Genomic DNA, 18,519 nt, shown 5'->3' with positions numbered 1-18,519 from the left:
ATATATACTCACAACTACACAGACACTACACATAGAGATATTACAATACGCATAAAAAAGGTCTTTTTATGAAAAAAATCGTTGTTCTACCACTCCTCATTACTTCTCTAACATCTTTTGGTTTCTCAGCAGAAAAGTATGATACAAAGGCATTCCGGACTGTACAAAAACTCTGTACCTCCTGTCATGGTACACCCTTTTATATGGCTAAACAGATAGATGAGGATGACTGGGATTTCTATTTTGAGACTCCCGGTAAACTTGAAAAAATACATAAAAATAAACCAGAGGCACTTGCCAATCTAAAAAATTCACTTTTCCAGAAGCGTAAAAAACGTCTTTTGAAATTCTTTATTGACAACTCCAAATTTTCCGGTGCCGTCAATGGCTGTGATGCAAACTTCTGTGGAACAGTGCATTAAAAACCCTTCATTCATATTTTTTATACTATTTTAGAAAAAAATATGGATGAAATCATCTATAAACAGCTTTTCACATTTAATAAAAAATCCTATATCATACACTCAGACTGTTATGAAATCAATGAGTATAAAATTTAAATATAGTGTTTAGAAAAACGTCTTACTACTGCTGTTTTACTTTATCAATATCAGCCAAGTATATGAGTGATAAACAAAATATTTAAAGCTCGATACTCTATAATTAATTGCATAACAAAGGCTAAATATGAAGACAATTGAAGAACTAGAAAAAGAGTTGGAAGCTGCTAATAAAAAAATAAATGAATTAGCTGAAGAAGATGAAGAAAAATGTAAAGTTAGAATCATACATATAGTTGCTTGGATGTTAGGTGGATTTATAAGTTACCTTGTATTCATTTACATTCTTTCTAACTAGATCATGTCCCATCTATTTCCTTTTTGTCCTAAAACGCTCTGTCGTTGCAGAAGAGATAGTACAAAACATCAAAAAATTAATATCTAAAAGAGTGTAAAGATATTGTTACAATCTCTGTAACTTTTTCAACCCCTCTTTTACAAGGGTACTTGTATCTCCGCTACATCCGTGCAGTGCCTTTTGAATGGCATCTTTTTTAAATCCTAAACTTTCAAGGGCCATTGTTGCTTCATTGAAAGCACCACTGTTCTCACTCTCCTCATGACCGTCTACAATAAAGTCAGCCAGATCAACCAAGATACGCCCTGCTGCCTTAGGTCCTATGCCTGGTACACGTTTGAGCATACTGACATCTTTAGATGCAACCACTTTTGCAAAAGTAGTGGGTGTGAAGGTAGAACAGATAGCCAAGCCCACTTTTGGTCCTACGCCGTTTATCTTCAAAACCGTATCAAACATCTTTTGTTCATTCCTTTCCATAAACCCGAAAAGAAGATTCGCATCTTCGCGTATGACCTGTGTCACAAAAAGTTTGACTCTTGTCTCTGTTATAGCATTTGATGTATGAAGCGATACCATCACTTCATAGATTAGTCCATTCACATTCAAATGAACAAAAGTGGGTTCTTTTCTTTCAACTGTACCTTCTATGCCTACTATCATGTTTACCCTTGTTGATTTAGTTATCAAAGTATATCAAGAATTTTATTGCAACTGTAAAAAAGATGTCATTTTGTCATATAATTTATAGAATATATCGATATGATAAAAATCCATACCTCTACAATTGACATATTTTTAATTCATATCAACATTACGCTAAAATAGCTGCAACTTAACATTAAAGAGACTTATGCAATTAAAATCTATCTTCACAAACAGTTTTGGCATCCTGGTTTCACGTGTTACCGGTCTGGGTCGTGATGTCCTTATGGCTTCGGCCTTAGGGGCATCCATGTGGAGCGATATGTTCTTTGTCGCCTTCAAGCTCCCCAATCTTTTTCGCCGTATCTTTGCAGAAGGTGCATTCACGCAGGCATTTATGCCTTCGTTTGTAGCGAGCAGACATAAAGGTGTCTTTGCCACAGCGATCTTTTTACGCTTTCTGCTCTTTTTAATGGCATTCTCCCTGCTCATTACTCTCTTTCCTGAACCTATCACTAAACTTTTGGCATTGGGATGGGGGAGTGAACTGATAGCAAAAACTGCACCTTTGACTGCCATCAATTTTTGGTATTTGGACCTGATCTTCATCGTGACATTTTTGGCCACCCTCTTACAATACAAAAACCATTTTGCCACCACAGCCATGTCAACAGCCCTGCTCAATATCTCTATGATCGCAGCACTCTACATCTATATGAAGGAAGAGCCGAAAACAGTGGCCTATGCACTCAGTTTTGCCGTACTCATCGGCGGAGGGTTACAGATACTGGCGCACCTTGTCACTCTCAATAAACTGAGTCTGCATAAGATCCTTATAGGCGGGTGGAAATACAGGAACAGCAAAGATGTCGATGAAGAGAAAAAGCATTTCCAGTCTCTCTTTTTACCCGGTATACTAGGAAACTCCACACCCCAGATCTCTGCGTTCATCGACACGCTTTTGGCAACATTCCTTGTGACAGGTTCCGTCTCCTACCTCTTTTATGCCAATCGTGTCTTCCAGCTTCCGCTTGCCATCTTTGCCATCGCCACTGCCACGGTACTTTTTCCTGCTGTTTCCAAAGCGCTGAAAAACAACAATGAAACAGACGCATATAAAAATCTCAACCAGGCCTTTTGGTTACTTGCATTTTTGTTAGGCGGGGCTATGGTTGGTGGTATCTTGCTGGCTGAACCTATCATCTGGCTTCTCTTTGAAAGAGGAAAGTTCACAGTAGTTCAGACAGTTGAAACAGTTCAAGTACTTCAAATGTATATGGTAGGTCTGCTTCCTTTTGGACTGGCAAAACTTTTTTCTCTTTTTCTTTATGCTTCACACAGGCATCTCAAAGCAGCCAAGATCGCTGTCTATTCTCTTGTCACTTCAGTAACAGCATCACTGATACTCATGCACCCTCTTGGTGCATCCGGACTAGCTTTGGCCGGAAGTATCGGAGGATGGGTACTTTTTATACTGACGGTAAAAGAGGTGGGTACAGATAAGTTTATGGAGATCATTCGATCAAAAAGATCACTTTATTGGATCATAAGTGTGTTGTTTTTTTCTATCTTGCTGTATGGAGTTAATGACTATCTTCTGGAGTATATTCGCTAAGTAAAAAAAAGTAAAAGAAAAAACTCTTTTACTTTTTTGTTAAAGTATATAAAACTACTGCTTTTTCATTGCAGCACCGCATTTACCCGCTTCACATTTCATCACAGGTTTTTTCGTATCGATCTCTTTAGCTGCACCGTGGTTCCCATGACTGCCATGATGACCACTCTTCGCCGCACCGTATGTTGCAAAAGCATACACTCTGTAGAGGTTCAATGACAGATAAAATGTGATAAGTGAAGAGGCGAACACAAAGGCTAAGACCTTCTTCATTTTAGATGATTCAAAGAACTTTATTCTCTTTGCAAGAATCAGGTATGCCCAGATAGCTGCGAGATACGGGATCACATCAAAAACTCTTAACCAAGCATCTCTTCTAGAAGCCAAATTCTCAACCGGTCCAGCATCCAGACCAAACCCGTAAATAAAGGCATTTCCTATATCTGCATAGTGATGTGTAAAAATACTGTGTATCAAGTGTGCCAAACCTCCGATGATGAAGAGAGGTACAAACGCATACCCTAAAGTATAAAAAGTCTTTTCAAACGATGCTTTTAAGATCTTAGAGGCCACAAACATACCGATGTAGACGATTCCGATTGAAAATACCGTTGCATAGAACATGGCAAAAAGACCTACTGCATCAAATCTGCCAAAATCTACATACTGCTGCACATAGGCTGCTGACTGAGACCAGATGAAGGTATCAGCTATGGCAGTACGGCTCAAGGCATGGTGAAAGTTCATCGTAATGGTGATCGCTGCAGTGATGAGGATCAGTGCCCAAATCTCTGATTTGTTGAACTTAAACTTCTCAAAAAGAGATCTGGAAGGCTTTGTAAACCTAAAAGCTACGGAGTCACAGGCACTGCTGCAGTCCATACAGAGCGTACAGTCATCCATCGAGTTCTTGTTATCAAAGGCGTATGGCTTGAGATTATACGAACATGCCGAGGCACACTCATAGGTTTTACAACTGTTACAGTCCTCTTTATACGTACCTAGTTCTGCAAAAGAGACCTTTCCGTACACTCTTGTCAAGGTCCCGATAGGACAGATATATTTACAGTAACTCATATCTTTATAGAGATAATACATCACAAATGCGATCAATGTAAGTCCAAGAAAAAGCCAAGCTGTTGTAAGCGGTACTCTCCAGAAACCAGGTACAAAATAGTAGATACCCCACCATCCAAAGAAGAGAAGCAAAATACCGATATACCTGTTTCTCAAAAACTTCGGCATCTCTTTTTTAAGACCGAATTTCGTGAGGTATTTCCCTACAAATCCGTGCGGGCAAATACCGCAGAAGATCTTGCCAAACGTGGCAAGGGTAATGACCATAAAAACAGGCCAAAAGAGTCCCCAGAAAAGATAGGTCGTAAAGATATTCTCATGACCTGGAACAACGAACCCCATGTAGACACCATAGATGAATAGAGCAAGCACTGCCATCTTCAACCCTGTCAAAAATGTCTGGTTTTTAAACATAAACCCCAATACAGGCATGCCGTATATATCGTTTCTATCTCTAGTTTCTTTGAACTCTACCATACACTATCCTTTAAAATGTATAACTATACGTCACCATAAAACTCTGAGGTGCAGCTGCTTTATATGAGACATTTCCGTTTGCATCTTTTGACGCTTGCATTGCATAATATTCATCTGTCAAGTTTCTTACATTCAACTGTATATTATGTGCTTGATACTCATACCCTAGCATCAAATCGGTGACAAAATCATACCCTTCATACTTTTGGGTATTTGCATTGTCCATATAGTAACTTCCCCAACCTTTTGTCGTGACTCTTGCTTTGAAACCGTTTTCCATTCTATAGGCTGCAAACAGAGAGTATTGGTTTTTAGGGATATAAGGCAAAGCGTTACCATCTCTTGATACCCATGTTGCACCACCACCGTAACCTACCTGCTCTTCATATGTAACAAATTCAAAATCACTGTAGGCATACGAACCACCTATGTCTAATTCGTTTGAAACCCTGTAGACTCCATTGAACTCTAACCCTCTTTTTTGCGTTTTCCCCGCATTATCATAAATCACATTACCGTCTGCATCTGTCGTTTTGATGATCTCATCCCTCACATCATTTTGATAGATCGCCACATCAAGTGATAGATTATTCATCCTGCTTTTAAGACCGACCTCATAGTTCACATTGGTACTTTTATCAAGTGAAATGCCTTGATCTTGTGCTGCTTCGATCTCACTCCCCGTAGGTGCCTGATTTGCCGTTGCAATGGTTGCATACATATTTGTCGAATCCGTTAACCTATATATCGCTCCAATTTTTGCGGAGAAGAGATTGTAGGTCTTGTCTATTTCGTAAAGCCCTGCACCCGGTACATAATTTTTTGCTCCATAATCATAAGCCGTGATCTCGTTTCCGCTGATATCTATACTTAACTTATCGACTCTTGTACTCATATCTATGGTGAAATCCTCAGTTGGAGAGAAGGTTTCCATCAGGTAGATGCCATAAAGTGTCGTAGTACTATCTTCAATTTGTGCTAAAGCACCTTTCTCGTTTGATGTTGTTTGCACAATTTCTTCACGGGAAAAAGGAAAATAAGGAAGAGTAACTGTCTGCGTTGTATAGTCTGCATATTCATACTTCTTTGCATCATTCGTAATATCCGTTTTATAGGTTACCCCCGCTACAAGCGTTGCTTCCTTATCGAATACTTTATGCGTATAATTAAGTTCCAAATCCGTTCCATACACACTGTTGTCATCACTGTCATTGATCAAACCGGTTACAGGGTGAAAATGATCCCATGTATTAAAGTAAAATCTTGGTTTTAATAGTAGATCACCGATCTCTTTTTCATACTTGGTATTGATGGCAAAGATTTTAGAATCTCTGGCACTATGTTGCCACTGTGAACTTGTATTATGCTGTTCACCTGTTTCTTGGAAGATTGCAAATTCAGTAGCATTCATATCGGTTGGGATATTCATATTTGACTCTGTATAAGAAAACTCTGTCTCTAAAGTAGACTCATCTTCAAAGATATGCCCATGTTTCAAACTCACTTGTGTTGCATCAAAGTCGTTGTTGTCTCTCCAGTTATTGTCAATTTCACGTTTAGAAAACGTCAAAGAGGCAAAATCGTTTTCTCCAATTTGACCACGTACTTTGAGGTTGACATTCTTTTGTCCGTCATCACCCACACCTATTTTAATTCTGTCATCACCCTCTTCAAAAACAGACTTTGTGACAAGTTGGATTACACCGCCTGTTGTATTTGCCGCATTGATGGAACCTGGTCCCTTTTGAACCTCTATACTCGATACATCCTGCATATCGATAAAATCAAATCTGGTAAATGAATCCGGATCTGTCATTGGTACACCGTCTTTCATAACCATGATCTCTCTCACACCATATCTGGCCTTCAGTCCCGCTCCCCTGATGATCAGTCTAGGACTTGGTGAATTGGTCGATGACTCTGCATTGACTCCTGGTATATTTTCTATCGCTTCTTGAATATTGAGTATATTCTTGTCCTCTATCGTTTGTTCATCTACAACAGCGATCGATTGCGATACGTCCTTTGTCGGTGTTGCAATCTTTGTTGCCGTAACACTGACTGCTTCCAGATTTATCTCTTCAGCATTGATTGACGATAATGCCAATAGTGTGATTAACGAATATTTGATTTTCATATCTCCCCTTTTAAATTGAATGAGGAAAGTTTATAAGTGTAGTGTTAATTTTGTGTTAACCTTTATGCTAAAAAGAAAAAATATTAAAATCGAATCATTTTATCTCCTACATTTCATCCTGTACAATTCAGGGTAATCTCTTCTAATCAACTTTTGGCTATAATCACAACACTACATAAAACAAAGGTCCAGCGATTATTATGCACATTTATGACAGCGTACAAAAAACCAAACTCTCTTTTGAACCCATCCGTAAAGGAGAAGTAAGCATTTATGTCTGCGGACCTACTGTTTATGACGATGCGCATTTAGGCCACGCACGAAGTAGCCTCTCTTTTGACCTTCTCTCACGCACGCTCAAAGCCCTTGGCTACAAAGTCACACTGGGGAAGAACTTCACCGATATCGATGACAAGATCATCAAAAAAGTAGAAGAGACGGGCAAAAGCATGGAAGAGATCACCTCTTTTTACATCGGCCGATACCTTGAAGAGATGGGAGCCCTCGGCATAGAGCGTGCTGATATCGAACCAAAAGCCACGGAGTCCTTGCAGGCAATAGAGAATATGATACAAACCCTCATAGACAAAGACATAGCCTATGTTATCTCCTCGGGTGATGTCTACTTTGATACAAGCAAAGATGCACACTATGGAGAGATATCACACCAGGTAGGCGAAGATGAGGACAACCAGAGCCGTGTAGCACACACTTCTGAGAAAAGAAACCCAAAAGATTTTGCACTCTGGAAAGCGTGTAAAGGCAGTGAGGATATCTGTTTTGATACCCCCTTCTCTTCAGGCCGTCCGGGCTGGCATATAGAGTGTTCAGCGATGATAGAAAAACACTTTGCAAAGCAGCACGGTACGCAAGAGTACAGTATTGACATCCATGCAGGCGGTGCTGACCTGCTTTTCCCTCACCATGAGAATGAAGCTGCACAAAGCCGATGTGCGACAGGACATGAACTGGCAAAGTACTGGATGCATAACGGTTTTGTGCAGATAGATGGAGAAAAGATGAGCAAGTCTCTGGGGAACAGTTTCTTTCTCAAGGATGCGCTCAAGGTCTACGACGGGGAAGTGCTGCGCTACTACCTCAACTCTGTACACTACAGAAATGACTTTAATTTCAATGAAGAAGATCTGCTCACTTCTAAAAAAAGACTCGACAAGCTCTACAGACTGAAAAAACGTGTCAGTCCCGGAAAAGCTTCTGCGGTCAATAAAACATTCAAAAAAGCACTGCTTGATGCGATGGGGGATGACCTCAACATCTCCATAGCCCTTGCCGTAATCGATGAAATGATCGCTACAACCAATGATGCCTTAGATAGCAATCCAAAAGACAAAGCTCTCAAAAAAGAGACTTTGGCAAACATCGAATTTATCGATGCACTGCTTGGCTTTGGCGGCAAAGAGCCTTTCTCCTATTTTCAGATCGGTGTGGATGAAACCCTTAAAACACAGATAGAGACACTGCTCTCTGAACGTACAGAGGCAAAAAAAGAGAAAAACTTTGAACGTTCGGATGCCATCCGTGATGAACTGACAGCCTTGGGAATATCGATCATGGATACCCCTGATGGCACACTCTGGGAAAAAGCGTAATGAAAGACCTTCTCAGACAGTATCTCCCCTATCTTTCAGGCTACAAAAGACAATTTTTCTTTGCCATACTGGGGATGATCGCTGTTGCGGTCGGTACTGCGGCAACAGCACAGCTCATTAAGCCTGTACTGGATGATGTCTTCATCAATAAAGACAGGGAAATGCTCTTGCTTATGCCGTTTTTCCTCGTGGGTGTCTTTGCACTCAAAGGGTTAGGAAGGTACATACAAACCTACTATACCTCTTACATCGGACAGGATGTCGTAAGGAAACTGCGTGACCAGCTTGTCTCCCACCTCACTTACCTCGATATGGAATTTTTCAGAAAAACACACTCCGGAGAGATACTCTCTCGTGTCACCAATGACATTGCACGTATCCAAATGGTCGTTGCCAATATCATTCCTGATCTCATTAGAGAAACATTGACCATTCTTGCATTGACGGGGTATGTCATTTATCAAAACCCCAAACTTGCCTTTTATTTTTTGGTGATCATGCCGCTGGCAGTCTTTCCTCTCTCTAGACTTGCTAAAAAAATGCGTAAATACTCCAAACTTTCTCAAGAGAGTACAGCTGATATGACAACAAGACTCAATGAAATATTTTCCAACATTGAAGTGATCAAGTCCAACTCAAGCCAAATGTATGAAGAGGAACGTTTCAAGAAAGACAATCAAAGCGTCTTTAGATTTCTTATGAAACAGGTGAAAACAAATGCTTTGACATCACCGCTGATGGAAACGCTGGGATCAGTGGCTATAGGGATTGTCATTTACATAGGAGGGAAAGAGGTCATAGACGGACATATGACCGTAGGTTCCTTTTTTGCTTTTGCAACTGCACTTTTCATGCTTTATGATCCTGTAAAACGTCTTTCATCACTTTACAACAAAGCACAAGATGCCATCACTGCCAATACACGTATGCATGAACTGCTTGATACCAAGCCTGCTGTCATATCAGGGAAGGATGAACTCACGGAGAACATTGAAACCATCACCTTAGAAAATGTTTCACTCCAATACGATGAGACCCCGGCATTAAAGCATATCACCCTTCACGCCCAAAAAGGTGACTCCATTGCATTGGTAGGTGATAGTGGCGCGGGTAAAAGTTCGTTGGTCAACCTGCTGGTGCGTTTCTATGACCCTAGTGAAGGAAAGATCTTTATCAACGGTAAAGAGAACAAAGATTTCACGCTCACTTCCCTACATCAAAAGATAGCCTATGTGACACAGCGTATCTATATCTTTAACGACTCCATCGCAGCCAATGTGGCTTACGGTGAAGAGATAGATGAAACACGTGTGATCAAAGCATTGGAAAAAGCACATGCGATGGAGTTCATCAATCAGTTGGATGAGGGGATACACACACTTTTATCTGAAAGCGGTGACAACCTCTCAGGAGGGCAAAGACAGCGTATCGCTCTGGCACGCGCACTCTATAAGAACCCGGATATTCTCATACTGGATGAAGCAACCTCTGCGCTGGATAACAAAAGTGAAGCACTGATACAACAAGCCCTGCATGAACTCAAATCAGAAATGATCACCTTTACTGTCGCGCATAGATTAAGTACCATAGAAGATGCCGATACCATCTTGGTATTCCAAAAAGGAGAGATCATCTGCAGGGGATCACATCAAACCTTGCTGCAGGAGTGTCCGACCTATCAAAAATTATCAAGGAGTTTATAATTATGTTACGATTCACCCTCCTCTTTACTTTTTTATCTACTATGCTTTTTGCACAGCAGGAGAATGAGCAATTTCCTTTCATCGGAGCGACCCTAGCCACGCATTCCATAGATTTGAAATCAACAACATCCAGCCAAAATGAAACGATTGCGGGATTTCGCTATGGTAAACAGACCCTGGATTGGCGTACTGTGTTTACACTCACTGGCAATAATGATCTTCAGACATTTGCAATGGAAATAGATAAAATACTCCTGGATGAACTCTTCGGAACCCCAAAATTAAGACCGTATCTTGGTGCCACTGTCGGATATCTTCACTATGAAGAGAGCGATCTTTTGGACAATGACGGGTTTTTTTTTGGAGGAAATTTCGGATTCCTGATCTATGCCACAGCAACAATCGATGTAGATCTTTCCTATCACTATTATAAAGTATCCGCCATGGATCCACTCGATACCATGCAGGGTGCAAACCTCTCTCTACATTACTTTTTTTGATTATTTCGCTATAATTAGCACACTATAATTATGGAGTCTCCCTTGTCAATTTTTTCTTACCAAAACCTCAAAAAAATACTTTTTAAACTTGATCCTGAGACCGCACACACTGTTGCAGGTCTTGGACTTAGAGCAATCGCACACTGCCCTATTCTCTTGCGTTTTGTCAAAAACCAGAACTTTGTTACTCACCCTATGCTCCAGCAGGAGATCTTCGGACGTACTTTTCAAAATCCTGTAGGCTTAGGTGCAGGATTTGACAAAAACGGTCAGTACATTACTGCTATGCCGACTTTAGGGTTTGGTTTTACAGAGATAGGTACTGTGACACCAAAACCGCAAGGGGGGAATGCAAAACCAAGACTCTTTAGGCTCATTGAAGACAACTCCATTCAAAATGCGATGGGCTTTAACAACAAAGGTAGCCACTACATGCTTCAGCAGCTTAAAAAGCTCTACTTTTTTGATTATCCTATGGGAATCAACATCGGGAAGAATAAACTTACATCAGAAGATGATGCACTAGATGACTATGAGACACTTTTTAGGGCTTTTAAAGATTATGGTGACTACATCGTGATCAACATCTCTTCTCCAAACACTCCAGGACTAAGAGACCTGCAGAATGAAGCGTTCATTAATGCTATTTTCAAGATGGCTAAAGAGATCACCACTCAGCCTGTACTGCTTAAAATTGCACCAGATATGGAACCTGAAGATGCAGTTGCACTATGTAAAACAGCAGTAGAAGCAGGTGCAGCAGGTATTATCGCTACCAATACTACCATAGACTACTCTTTAACACCGCATGCCAAAGATTTCGGTGGTATCTCTGGAGCACTTCTTACTGAAAAATCCTATCAGCTCTTCAAAGCCATAGGTAAAGAGCTCTATGGTAAAACCATACTCATCTCCGTAGGAGGTATAGACTCTGCAGAAGAAGCCTACAGACGTATCAAAGCCGGTGCCTCTTTGGTACAGGTCTACAGCATGCTTGTCTACAGAGGTCCGGCACTTATCCAAGAGATCAATGAAGGTTTAATTAAACTCTTACAAAAAGATGGTTATAAACATATCAGCGAAGCCATCGGAGCAGATTACAAATGAGCCTAAAAAGCCTCAAACTTTTTATTTATACATGTATCATCGGATGTATGTTCACAACAGGAGTATCAATGGCCAATTCATTGCCAGAACATTTTACAAAAACATTGGACAACGGTATGCAGATCGTTGTCATCCCTATGGATAACGATTCAGGCGTTATCACCACAGATATCTACTACAAAGTAGGAAGCAGAAATGAAGTGATGGGTAAAAGCGGTATGGCCCATATGCTTGAGCACCTCTCTTTCAAATCTACAGATAAACTCAAAGAGGGTGAATTTGACACGATCGTGAAAAGTCGTGGGGGTGTCAATAATGCAGCCACAGGCTTTGACAAAACACACTATTTTATTAAAACAGCCAGCAAGAACCTTGCACTGAGCCTTGATCTCTTCTCTGAACTGATGCATAACCTCAAACTCACCGATGAAGAGTTTCAAAAAGAGCGTGATGTGGTCGCTGAAGAGAGACGTCTAAGAACAGATAACAATCCTATGGGCTATCTTTACTTCAGGGTCTTCAATACACACTTTACCTACCATCCTTACCACTGGCTTCCGATCGGTTTTATGGAAGATATTCTCTCATGGAAGATAGAAGATATCAGAGAGTTCTATCACCGTTATTATCAGCCAAGCAATGCCATTTTAGTCGTGGCTGGAGATATCACACCTGAAGAGGTATTCAAAGAAACTGAAACATATTTCGGGCATATTCAAAATAAACATGAGATTCCAAAAGTCACCGCTGTGGAGCCTAAAGTGGATGGTGCCAAAAGAGCCGTACTCCATAAAGAGAGTAACCAGGTCGATACGATTGCGATCACCTACTCCATCCCAAACTATGAAGATGATGACCAGGTAGTACTTTCTGCCATCAGCCATATACTCAGTGCCGGGAAAAGTTCTCGTTTTGAAAAAACACTGGTGAATGAAAAGCACCTGGCAAACCAGGTTTATGGCTACAATATGGAACTTGCTGACCCGGGTGTGTTCCTCATCATGGCGATGTGTTCCCCTCAAGCCTCTTTGGATGATTTGGAAAAAGAGATCCTGGCTGAACTTGAAAAGATCAAAAACGGTGATGTCACACAAGCTGAACTGGATAAGGTCAAGATCAATACAAAAGCAGAATTCATCTACTCTTTGGAGAGTTCAAGTTCCGTTGCAGGGCTCTATGGAGACTATTATGTGAAGGGAAATATTCAGCCTTTACTTGAATATGAAGAGAAATTAGATAAAATTACGCTCAAAGATATTAGCGATGCCGCTAAAAAGTATTTTGATCACAATTTTTCAACCACTGTGATCTTGAAAAAAAACTAGGATAGTAGACATGAGTAACTATATTACGGGTGCGACCACTGCACTGATCACTCCATTTAAAAATGGTACATTGGATGAAGCAACCTTTGCGACACTGATCAAAAGACAAATTGCACATGGAATCGATGCGGTATGTCCTGTAGGAACGACGGGTGAGAGTGCGACACTAAGTCATGATGAGCATAAAAGATGTATCGAGATAGCCGTTGAAGTCTGTAAAGGTACTGAAACCAAAGTCCTTGCAGGTGCAGGCAGCAATGCAACACATGAAGCTATAGATATTGCTAAACATGCAGAAGAGTGTGGTGTTGATGCGATCTTCTCTGTGAGTCCGTACTACAACAAACCAAGCCAGGAAGGACTCTACCAACACTACAAAGCGATTGCTTCTGCGGTCAAAGTCCCTTTCATGCTCTATAATGTGCCCGGACGTACAGGTGTAGATATCTTACCTGATACAGTAAAAAGACTCTATGATGATGTAGAGAACATCATGGGTATCAAAGAAGCGACAGGATCAATCGAAAGAACGGTTGAACTTTTGGCAAAAGTACCTGACTTGTATGTCTTCTCAGGTGATGATGCGATCGATTTTCCTATTTTGGCAAGTGGAGGAAAAGGAATCACTTCTGTGACTTCCAACCTTTTGCCAGATATGAAAGCAGAGCTTGCTCATGCGGCACTTGAAGGTGACTTTGTAAAATCTAAAGCCATCAATGATAAACTTTTTGAGATCAACAAAGTGCTTTTCTGTGAAAGTAACCCTATCCCTATCAAAGCTGCGATGTACATCGCAGGACTGATCGATACACTCGAATACAGATTACCACTGGTACCCCCAAGCAGTAAGAATATGAAAAAGATCGAAGAAGTTATGAAAAAATACAATATAGTAGGAGCGTAAATATGTCAGAAATGAAAGGTAAAACACTTGTCATCACAGGAGCAACCAAAGGTATTGGTAAAGCCGTAGCTGAAAAGTTTGCTCAAAACGGTGTAAATATCGCATTTACATATAACTCTAACAAAGAAGCTGCAGATGAGATCGCTGCAGACCTTGAGAGCAAATACGGTGTGAAGGCAAGAGCATACCCACTGAACATATTAGAACTTGATGAATTTAAACCTCTCTTTGAAGCGATCGATAAGGACTTTGACAGAGTAGATTTCTTTGTCTCTAACGCTATGATCTATGGACGTCCGGTCGTAGGCGGTTACGGTAAATTCATGAAACTCAGACCTTCAAAAGGTTTAACAAATATTTATACTGCAACCGTAGGTGCATTTGTACGCGGTTCTCAAGAAGCTGCCGTACGTATGGAAAAAGTAGGTGGTGGTGCCATTGTTACACTCTCTTCCACAGGTAACCTTATCTACATTGAAAACTATGCAGGTCACGGTACGAACAAAGCAGCGGTTGAAGCTATGGCTCGTTATGCTGCTGTTGAACTGGGAGAAATGGGTATCAGAGTCAATGCTGTATCCGGCGGACCTATCGATACAGATGCACTCAAAGCATTTACAAACTATGAAGAGGTCAAAGCTGAGACCATTAAACGTTCATCAGTCAACAGAATGGGAAGTCCAGAAGACCTTGCCGGTTCTGTCTATTTCCTCTGTACAGACGAAGCATCATGGATCACAGGTCAAACACTTGTTGTCGATGGTGGAACGACATTCCGTTAAAGTTATCTATTCTTTATTCAGTAAGTAATAAACGAATATTCGATCTAGCGAACAACTCAATCGCTGTATACAGTTGGCTTCGCTTGCATTTTTTTCTTTTTGGGTTACTTTTTTCTCTTTTGTCGCAGTACAAAAAAGAAAAAAGTAACAAAGAAATTTAACCTACATGATTAGCTCAGGACAAGAGAATGAATAAAGCACAAATATTTAACATTCCAAATATCTTAGCATTTATCCGCCTTCTTCTTGCTCCAGTGATGTTCCTTTTTCTGGTCAATCAGGATGCATCTCTCTTTCAAGGCATACACCCCTCTTGGCTCAACTACTTTGCAGCTTTTATCTTCGTAGTCGCGTCTGCTACAGACTTCTTTGATGGCTATATAGCACGTACTTTTAACCAGATCACTACCATGGGTAAGATCCTCGACCCTTTGGCAGACAAAATGCTGACGCTGGCAGGATTTCTAGGATTGATGATGCTGGGGTCAGCATCTCCTTGGGCCATCTTTCTTATACTCACACGAGAACTCTTCATCACTGGACTTAGGGTGTCGGCTGTCAGTCAGGGTCTTGACATCGCGGCCTCATGGATGGGAAAGGTCAAAACCGTAGCACAGATGGTAGCCATAGGTTTTTTACTGATGCAATGGCCAGGTGCCGAACTTCTCTTATGGAGTGCTGTTGCATTGACACTCTACTCTGGTTATGAATATGTCAGAGATTTCTTTAAAAATACTTCTATCTAGTCAATTGGTTAAAAATTAATCACCTCTCTATTTATCATCTGTTAATCCTTATGTTACACTTTGTTATCCAAAATTCAAAACAAGGGAAAAACATGAAATGGACAAAATTAAGTTTAGTAGCAGCTTTAGCTGTTAGCTCAGCAGTTGCAGGTGGAGACATTGCTCCAGTAGAACCAGTTGTTGAAGCGCCGGTTGTTGAAGCTGCTGCTTGTAACAGTAACACTACGATCAATAGTAAAGCTGTACTTTACTCTTTTACAACAGATGGTTATGGTGATTTAGATTGGTATAAAGGAGATAGCAGTGCATTAGGTGCAGCTGTTACTTTAGATGTAGCTCATAAAATCACAGATAACGTAACTGCTAACGTTACTGCAGTAGGTTTTACTAACCTTACAAATTCCTATGACAAGCCAGATGTTTGGGGTCAGTTCGAAGGTCAAGAGACAGGTGCTTTCCTAAACATTGCTAACATCACTGCAGCATATGGTGATACAACTTTCGTTCTTGGTCGTCAGCTTCTTGACACGCCAATGATTCAAAGTTTTGATTGGTTACTAGCTCCGGGTTCATTTGAAGCTTATACAGTAGTAAATAAATCTATCTCAAACCTTACTTTAGTTGGTTCATACATTGCAGAATATAGAATGAACGGCTCAGGTACAGACTTTGCTGCTCTTGATGGTGACAACTGGACAGTAGGTGCTTCATACAGCGATACATTTGATGCAAGTGTTTGGTACTACAATGTAGATGCTGCACTTTATACACAAGTATATGCTGATCTTGGTTATGACTTTGGTTCATTCAAAGTTGCAGGTCAATATGTAGATACAGACTGGGATTTGACGGATAGTTCTACAGCATATGGTGTTAAAGCAGAAACAGCATTAGCTGGATTTGACCTTACAGCAGCATATGTAAAAGTAGATGATAATCCAGCAGGATTTGTTGATTGGGATGGTCTTTACACAAGTATGTGGATGACTCCTACTTCTATCTCAGTTGGTGATAACTTTATGGTTTCTGCAGCAACTGAGTTCAGCGGTATAGCAGTATCTGTTGCTTATGGTGACTTTGAATATGAAAATATTGGTACAGAAGGTGGATCAGAATTTGACCTTGTCTTAGGATACGGATTTACTGATTGTATCTCTCTAGATGCTGCCTATACTATTACTGATTATGGTACAGGTGATGATGAGCAAGTTATGGAGCTTATCGCAACTTACAAGTTTTAATCAAACATTGTAATTCTCTTACAACCCGTTTGAATACGCCACTCTCTTCGGAGAGTGTTCGGGTCCACTCCCCTTCAATCACTTTTCAATATCTTCTCATAATATACTTGAAAACACGCTATTGATCTGTATATTTGCTGATAGATCGAACAGTAAAAACAGTTTCATTAAATCAGAATTATTATTATAATCTTATACCATAACTATATTTTTCTAATAAATATAATTTATTTATATATTATAAATAGATATATTCAATTGATTAAAAAATAATCATATATCCGTTCATTTTTTGTTAACGTTGTGTTACACTTTATTATCCAAAATATAACACAAGGAAATAACATGAAATGGACAAAATTAAGTTTAGTCGCAGCATTAGCTGTCAGTTCGGCATTTGCAGGAGGAGATATAGCACCAGCAGAGCCAGTAGTAGAAGCACCGGTTGTTGAAGCAGCATGTAACAGTAACACAACAGTTGAGAGTAAAGCTACACTTTATTATTACTCTGATGATTTCTTCGGAGCAAATAGCATTTTTGATAAGGAATCCAGTTCATTAGGTGCAGCTGTCACTGTAGATGCATCACACAAGATCATGGATGGCATTACAGCCAACCTCTCAGGTATTGGATATACAAACCTCATGAATGAAAGTATCTCTTTTGTTGGTTTTGAAGGTTGGGGAGACTCTTATAAAACAACTGGTGCTTTCTTGAATGTTGCTAACATTACTGCAACCTATGGTGATACGACTTTCGTACTTGGTCGTCAACTCATGCACACTCCACAGATAAGCGGATTTGACTGGTTATTGGCTATAGGTTCATATGAAGCATATACTATTATGAACACATCGATCCCTAACGTTACTTTAAGTGCTTCATACATTACAGAATTTAGAGGTGTTAACGGTGGTGTGGACTTTGTAAGTCTTGATGGAGACAACTGGACAGTCGGTGCAGCGTATAGCGATGCATTTGATGCTAGCATCTGGTACTACAATATAGATGATGATTCTTATGGTGGTAAATATACTCAAGTGTATGCTGATGCAGGTACAAAGATCGCAGGTATAGATGTTGCTGCTCAATATATAAATACTGATTGGGATGGAGCAGATACATCAGATGTATATGGTATCAAAGCATCAGGTTCAGTAGGTGGATTTGACCTTATGGCTGCATATGTATATACAAGTGATGCTCCTGCAGGATTTATGGATAATGACGCTGTCTATACTACTATGTGGAATAGCTTGGGTTCTAATGGAGTTGGTGATGCTTTCAAAGTTGAAGCTGCAACAGAATTTAGTGGTGTTTCTGTGGTTGCTGATTATTCATACTATGAAGAGACTGCAGCATTCGTTGAAGAAGGATCTGAATTCGACCTGATCTTAGGATACGGAATTACTGATTGTATCGATGTTGCTGGGATCTACTCTAACACTGATTATGGTGATGGGTCAGGTGCAAACCAAGCACTTGAGCTTATCGCAACATATAAGTTTTAATCAAACATTGTAATCTTCTAAAAAACCTGTTTTGAATACGCCACTCTCCTTGGAGAGTGTGCGGCCTCCCCATTTTTTAACTCTATACATATAATTCTACTCATTTATTCCATAAGCAATATAGATATACCTAACAAACTCAATAATAAATGGAAAGCAGTATAAAATCTTTAAAAACAAATAACCTTATAAAATATATAACTTGATGAGGAACTTTTGTCCGTTATAGTCTATATTAGATTACAAAAGTTACAATCATATTCATGTAAAATGTATAATA

16 protein-coding genes are annotated in these 18,519 nt (G+C 40.1%); 13 read left to right on the top strand and 3 right to left on the bottom strand.

Annotated elements, in window-relative coordinates; translation table 11 throughout:
• Positions 1–68 precede the first annotated feature (68 nt).
• Both MN086_RS03125 and MN086_RS03120 read left to right on the top strand, forming a co-directional pair.
• Positions 69–422: a hypothetical protein gene (locus MN086_RS03125; RefSeq protein ID WP_248576603.1), complete on the top strand. Its 354-nt coding sequence runs from the start codon at positions 69–71 to the stop codon at positions 420–422.
• Between the two features lie 265 nt (positions 423–687).
• The gene (locus MN086_RS03120) at positions 688–858 is read left to right on the top strand and encodes a hypothetical protein (protein WP_248576602.1); all 171 of its coding nucleotides are present in this window, start codon (positions 688–690) and stop codon (positions 856–858) included.
• A gap of 105 nt (positions 859–963) precedes the next feature.
• On the opposite strand, the gene ruvA is transcribed toward MN086_RS03120, so the two are convergent.
• Complete coding sequence (gene ruvA / locus MN086_RS03115) at positions 964–1,521, bottom strand: Holliday junction branch migration protein RuvA (protein ID WP_248576601.1); 558 nt, start codon at positions 1,519–1,521, stop codon at positions 964–966.
• Between the two features lie 190 nt (positions 1,522–1,711).
• Here ruvA and murJ point away from each other — a divergent pair, with 190 nt between their 5' ends.
• Positions 1,712–3,118 (top strand): murein biosynthesis integral membrane protein MurJ, encoded by a 1,407-nt coding sequence (gene murJ, locus MN086_RS03110; protein WP_248576600.1) that lies wholly within the window; start codon positions 1,712–1,714, stop codon positions 3,116–3,118.
• 54 nt (positions 3,119–3,172) lie between these two features.
• Here the strand turns inward: murJ and MN086_RS03105 are convergent, their stop codons facing one another.
• The gene (locus MN086_RS03105; protein WP_248576599.1) at positions 3,173–4,672 is read right to left on the bottom strand and encodes a 4Fe-4S binding protein; all 1,500 of its coding nucleotides are present in this window, start codon (positions 4,670–4,672) and stop codon (positions 3,173–3,175) included.
• 10 nt (positions 4,673–4,682) lie between these two features.
• The gene (locus MN086_RS03100) at positions 4,683–6,809 is read right to left on the bottom strand and encodes a TonB-dependent receptor (protein ID WP_248576598.1); all 2,127 of its coding nucleotides are present in this window, start codon (positions 6,807–6,809) and stop codon (positions 4,683–4,685) included.
• Positions 6,810–7,009: 200 nt separating this feature from the next.
• On the opposite strand from MN086_RS03100, the gene cysS reads away from it, so the two are divergent.
• From cysS to MN086_RS03050, 10 genes are all read left to right on the top strand, one after another.
• On the top strand, positions 7,010–8,419 hold the full coding sequence (cysS, locus tag MN086_RS03095; protein WP_248576597.1) for a cysteine--tRNA ligase: 1,410 nt from the start codon (positions 7,010–7,012) through the stop codon (positions 8,417–8,419).
• A complete protein-coding gene (locus MN086_RS03090; protein WP_248576596.1) occupies positions 8,419–10,122 on the top strand; it encodes an ABC transporter ATP-binding protein in 1,704 nt (567 codons plus the stop codon). Before cysS ends, MN086_RS03090 begins: the two co-directional genes overlap by 1 nt.
• A gap of 2 nt (positions 10,123–10,124) precedes the next feature.
• Positions 10,125–10,622 (top strand): hypothetical protein, encoded by a 498-nt coding sequence (locus MN086_RS03085; RefSeq protein ID WP_248576595.1) that lies wholly within the window; start codon positions 10,125–10,127, stop codon positions 10,620–10,622.
• A gap of 42 nt (positions 10,623–10,664) precedes the next feature.
• A complete protein-coding gene (locus MN086_RS03080; RefSeq protein ID WP_248576594.1) occupies positions 10,665–11,729 on the top strand; it encodes a quinone-dependent dihydroorotate dehydrogenase in 1,065 nt (354 codons plus the stop codon).
• 68 nt (positions 11,730–11,797) lie between these two features.
• Positions 11,798–13,054: a pitrilysin family protein gene (locus MN086_RS03075; protein ID WP_248576593.1), complete on the top strand. Its 1,257-nt coding sequence runs from the start codon at positions 11,798–11,800 to the stop codon at positions 13,052–13,054.
• Between the two features lie 10 nt (positions 13,055–13,064).
• The gene (gene dapA / locus MN086_RS03070; protein ID WP_248576592.1) at positions 13,065–13,958 is read left to right on the top strand and encodes a 4-hydroxy-tetrahydrodipicolinate synthase; all 894 of its coding nucleotides are present in this window, start codon (positions 13,065–13,067) and stop codon (positions 13,956–13,958) included.
• A gap of 2 nt (positions 13,959–13,960) precedes the next feature.
• Entirely contained in the window at positions 13,961–14,740 is a 780-nt protein-coding gene (locus MN086_RS03065; RefSeq protein WP_248576591.1) for an enoyl-ACP reductase, read from the top strand.
• Positions 14,741–14,928: 188 nt separating this feature from the next.
• Positions 14,929–15,486, top strand: a complete 558-nt coding sequence (gene pgsA, locus MN086_RS03060; RefSeq protein ID WP_248576590.1) for a CDP-diacylglycerol--glycerol-3-phosphate 3-phosphatidyltransferase — start codon at positions 14,929–14,931, stop codon at positions 15,484–15,486.
• A 92-nt stretch (positions 15,487–15,578) separates the two neighbouring features.
• Positions 15,579–16,727 carry a hypothetical protein gene (locus MN086_RS03055; RefSeq protein ID WP_248576589.1) on the top strand — a complete coding sequence of 383 codons (1,149 nt, stop codon included), beginning with the start codon at positions 15,579–15,581 and terminating at the stop codon, positions 16,725–16,727.
• Positions 16,728–17,072: 345 nt separating this feature from the next.
• Complete coding sequence (locus tag MN086_RS03050) at positions 17,073–18,239, top strand: hypothetical protein (protein ID WP_248576588.1); 1,167 nt, start codon at positions 17,073–17,075, stop codon at positions 18,237–18,239.
• Positions 18,240–18,519 lie beyond the last annotated feature (280 nt).

The organism is Sulfurovum sp. XGS-02 (genome assembly GCF_023213175.1).
GTDB lineage: Bacteria > Campylobacterota > Campylobacteria > Campylobacterales > Sulfurovaceae > Sulfurovum.
Note: the sequence above shows the minus strand (reverse complement) of the source record. Positions and strands in the feature narration are given on the sequence as shown.

Bases quoted from the DNA above. Each gene is read 5' to 3' on its own strand.
- MN086_RS03125 (WP_248576603.1), top strand. From the start codon at position 69: ATGAAAAAAATCGTTGTTCTACCACTCCTCATTACTTCTCTAACATCT.
- MN086_RS03120 (WP_248576602.1), top strand. From the start codon at position 688: ATGAAGACAATTGAAGAACTAGAAAAAGAGTTGGAAGCTGCTAATAAA.
- ruvA (WP_248576601.1), bottom strand. From the start codon at position 1,521: ATGATAGTAGGCATAGAAGGTACAGTTGAAAGAAAAGAACCCACTTTT.
- murJ (WP_248576600.1), top strand. From the start codon at position 1,712: ATGCAATTAAAATCTATCTTCACAAACAGTTTTGGCATCCTGGTTTCA.
- MN086_RS03105 (WP_248576599.1), bottom strand. From the start codon at position 4,672: ATGGTAGAGTTCAAAGAAACTAGAGATAGAAACGATATATACGGCATG.
- MN086_RS03100 (WP_248576598.1), bottom strand. From the start codon at position 6,809: ATGAAAATCAAATATTCGTTAATCACACTATTGGCATTATCGTCAATC.
- cysS (WP_248576597.1), top strand. From the start codon at position 7,010: ATGCACATTTATGACAGCGTACAAAAAACCAAACTCTCTTTTGAACCC.
- MN086_RS03090 (WP_248576596.1), top strand. From the start codon at position 8,419: ATGAAAGACCTTCTCAGACAGTATCTCCCCTATCTTTCAGGCTACAAA.
- MN086_RS03085 (WP_248576595.1), top strand. From the start codon at position 10,125: ATGTTACGATTCACCCTCCTCTTTACTTTTTTATCTACTATGCTTTTT.
- MN086_RS03075 (WP_248576593.1), top strand. From the start codon at position 11,798: ATGGCCAATTCATTGCCAGAACATTTTACAAAAACATTGGACAACGGT.
- dapA (WP_248576592.1), top strand. From the start codon at position 13,065: ATGAGTAACTATATTACGGGTGCGACCACTGCACTGATCACTCCATTT.
- MN086_RS03065 (WP_248576591.1), top strand. From the start codon at position 13,961: ATGTCAGAAATGAAAGGTAAAACACTTGTCATCACAGGAGCAACCAAA.
- pgsA (WP_248576590.1), top strand. From the start codon at position 14,929: ATGAATAAAGCACAAATATTTAACATTCCAAATATCTTAGCATTTATC.
- MN086_RS03055 (WP_248576589.1), top strand. From the start codon at position 15,579: ATGAAATGGACAAAATTAAGTTTAGTAGCAGCTTTAGCTGTTAGCTCA.
- MN086_RS03050 (WP_248576588.1), top strand. From the start codon at position 17,073: ATGAAATGGACAAAATTAAGTTTAGTCGCAGCATTAGCTGTCAGTTCG.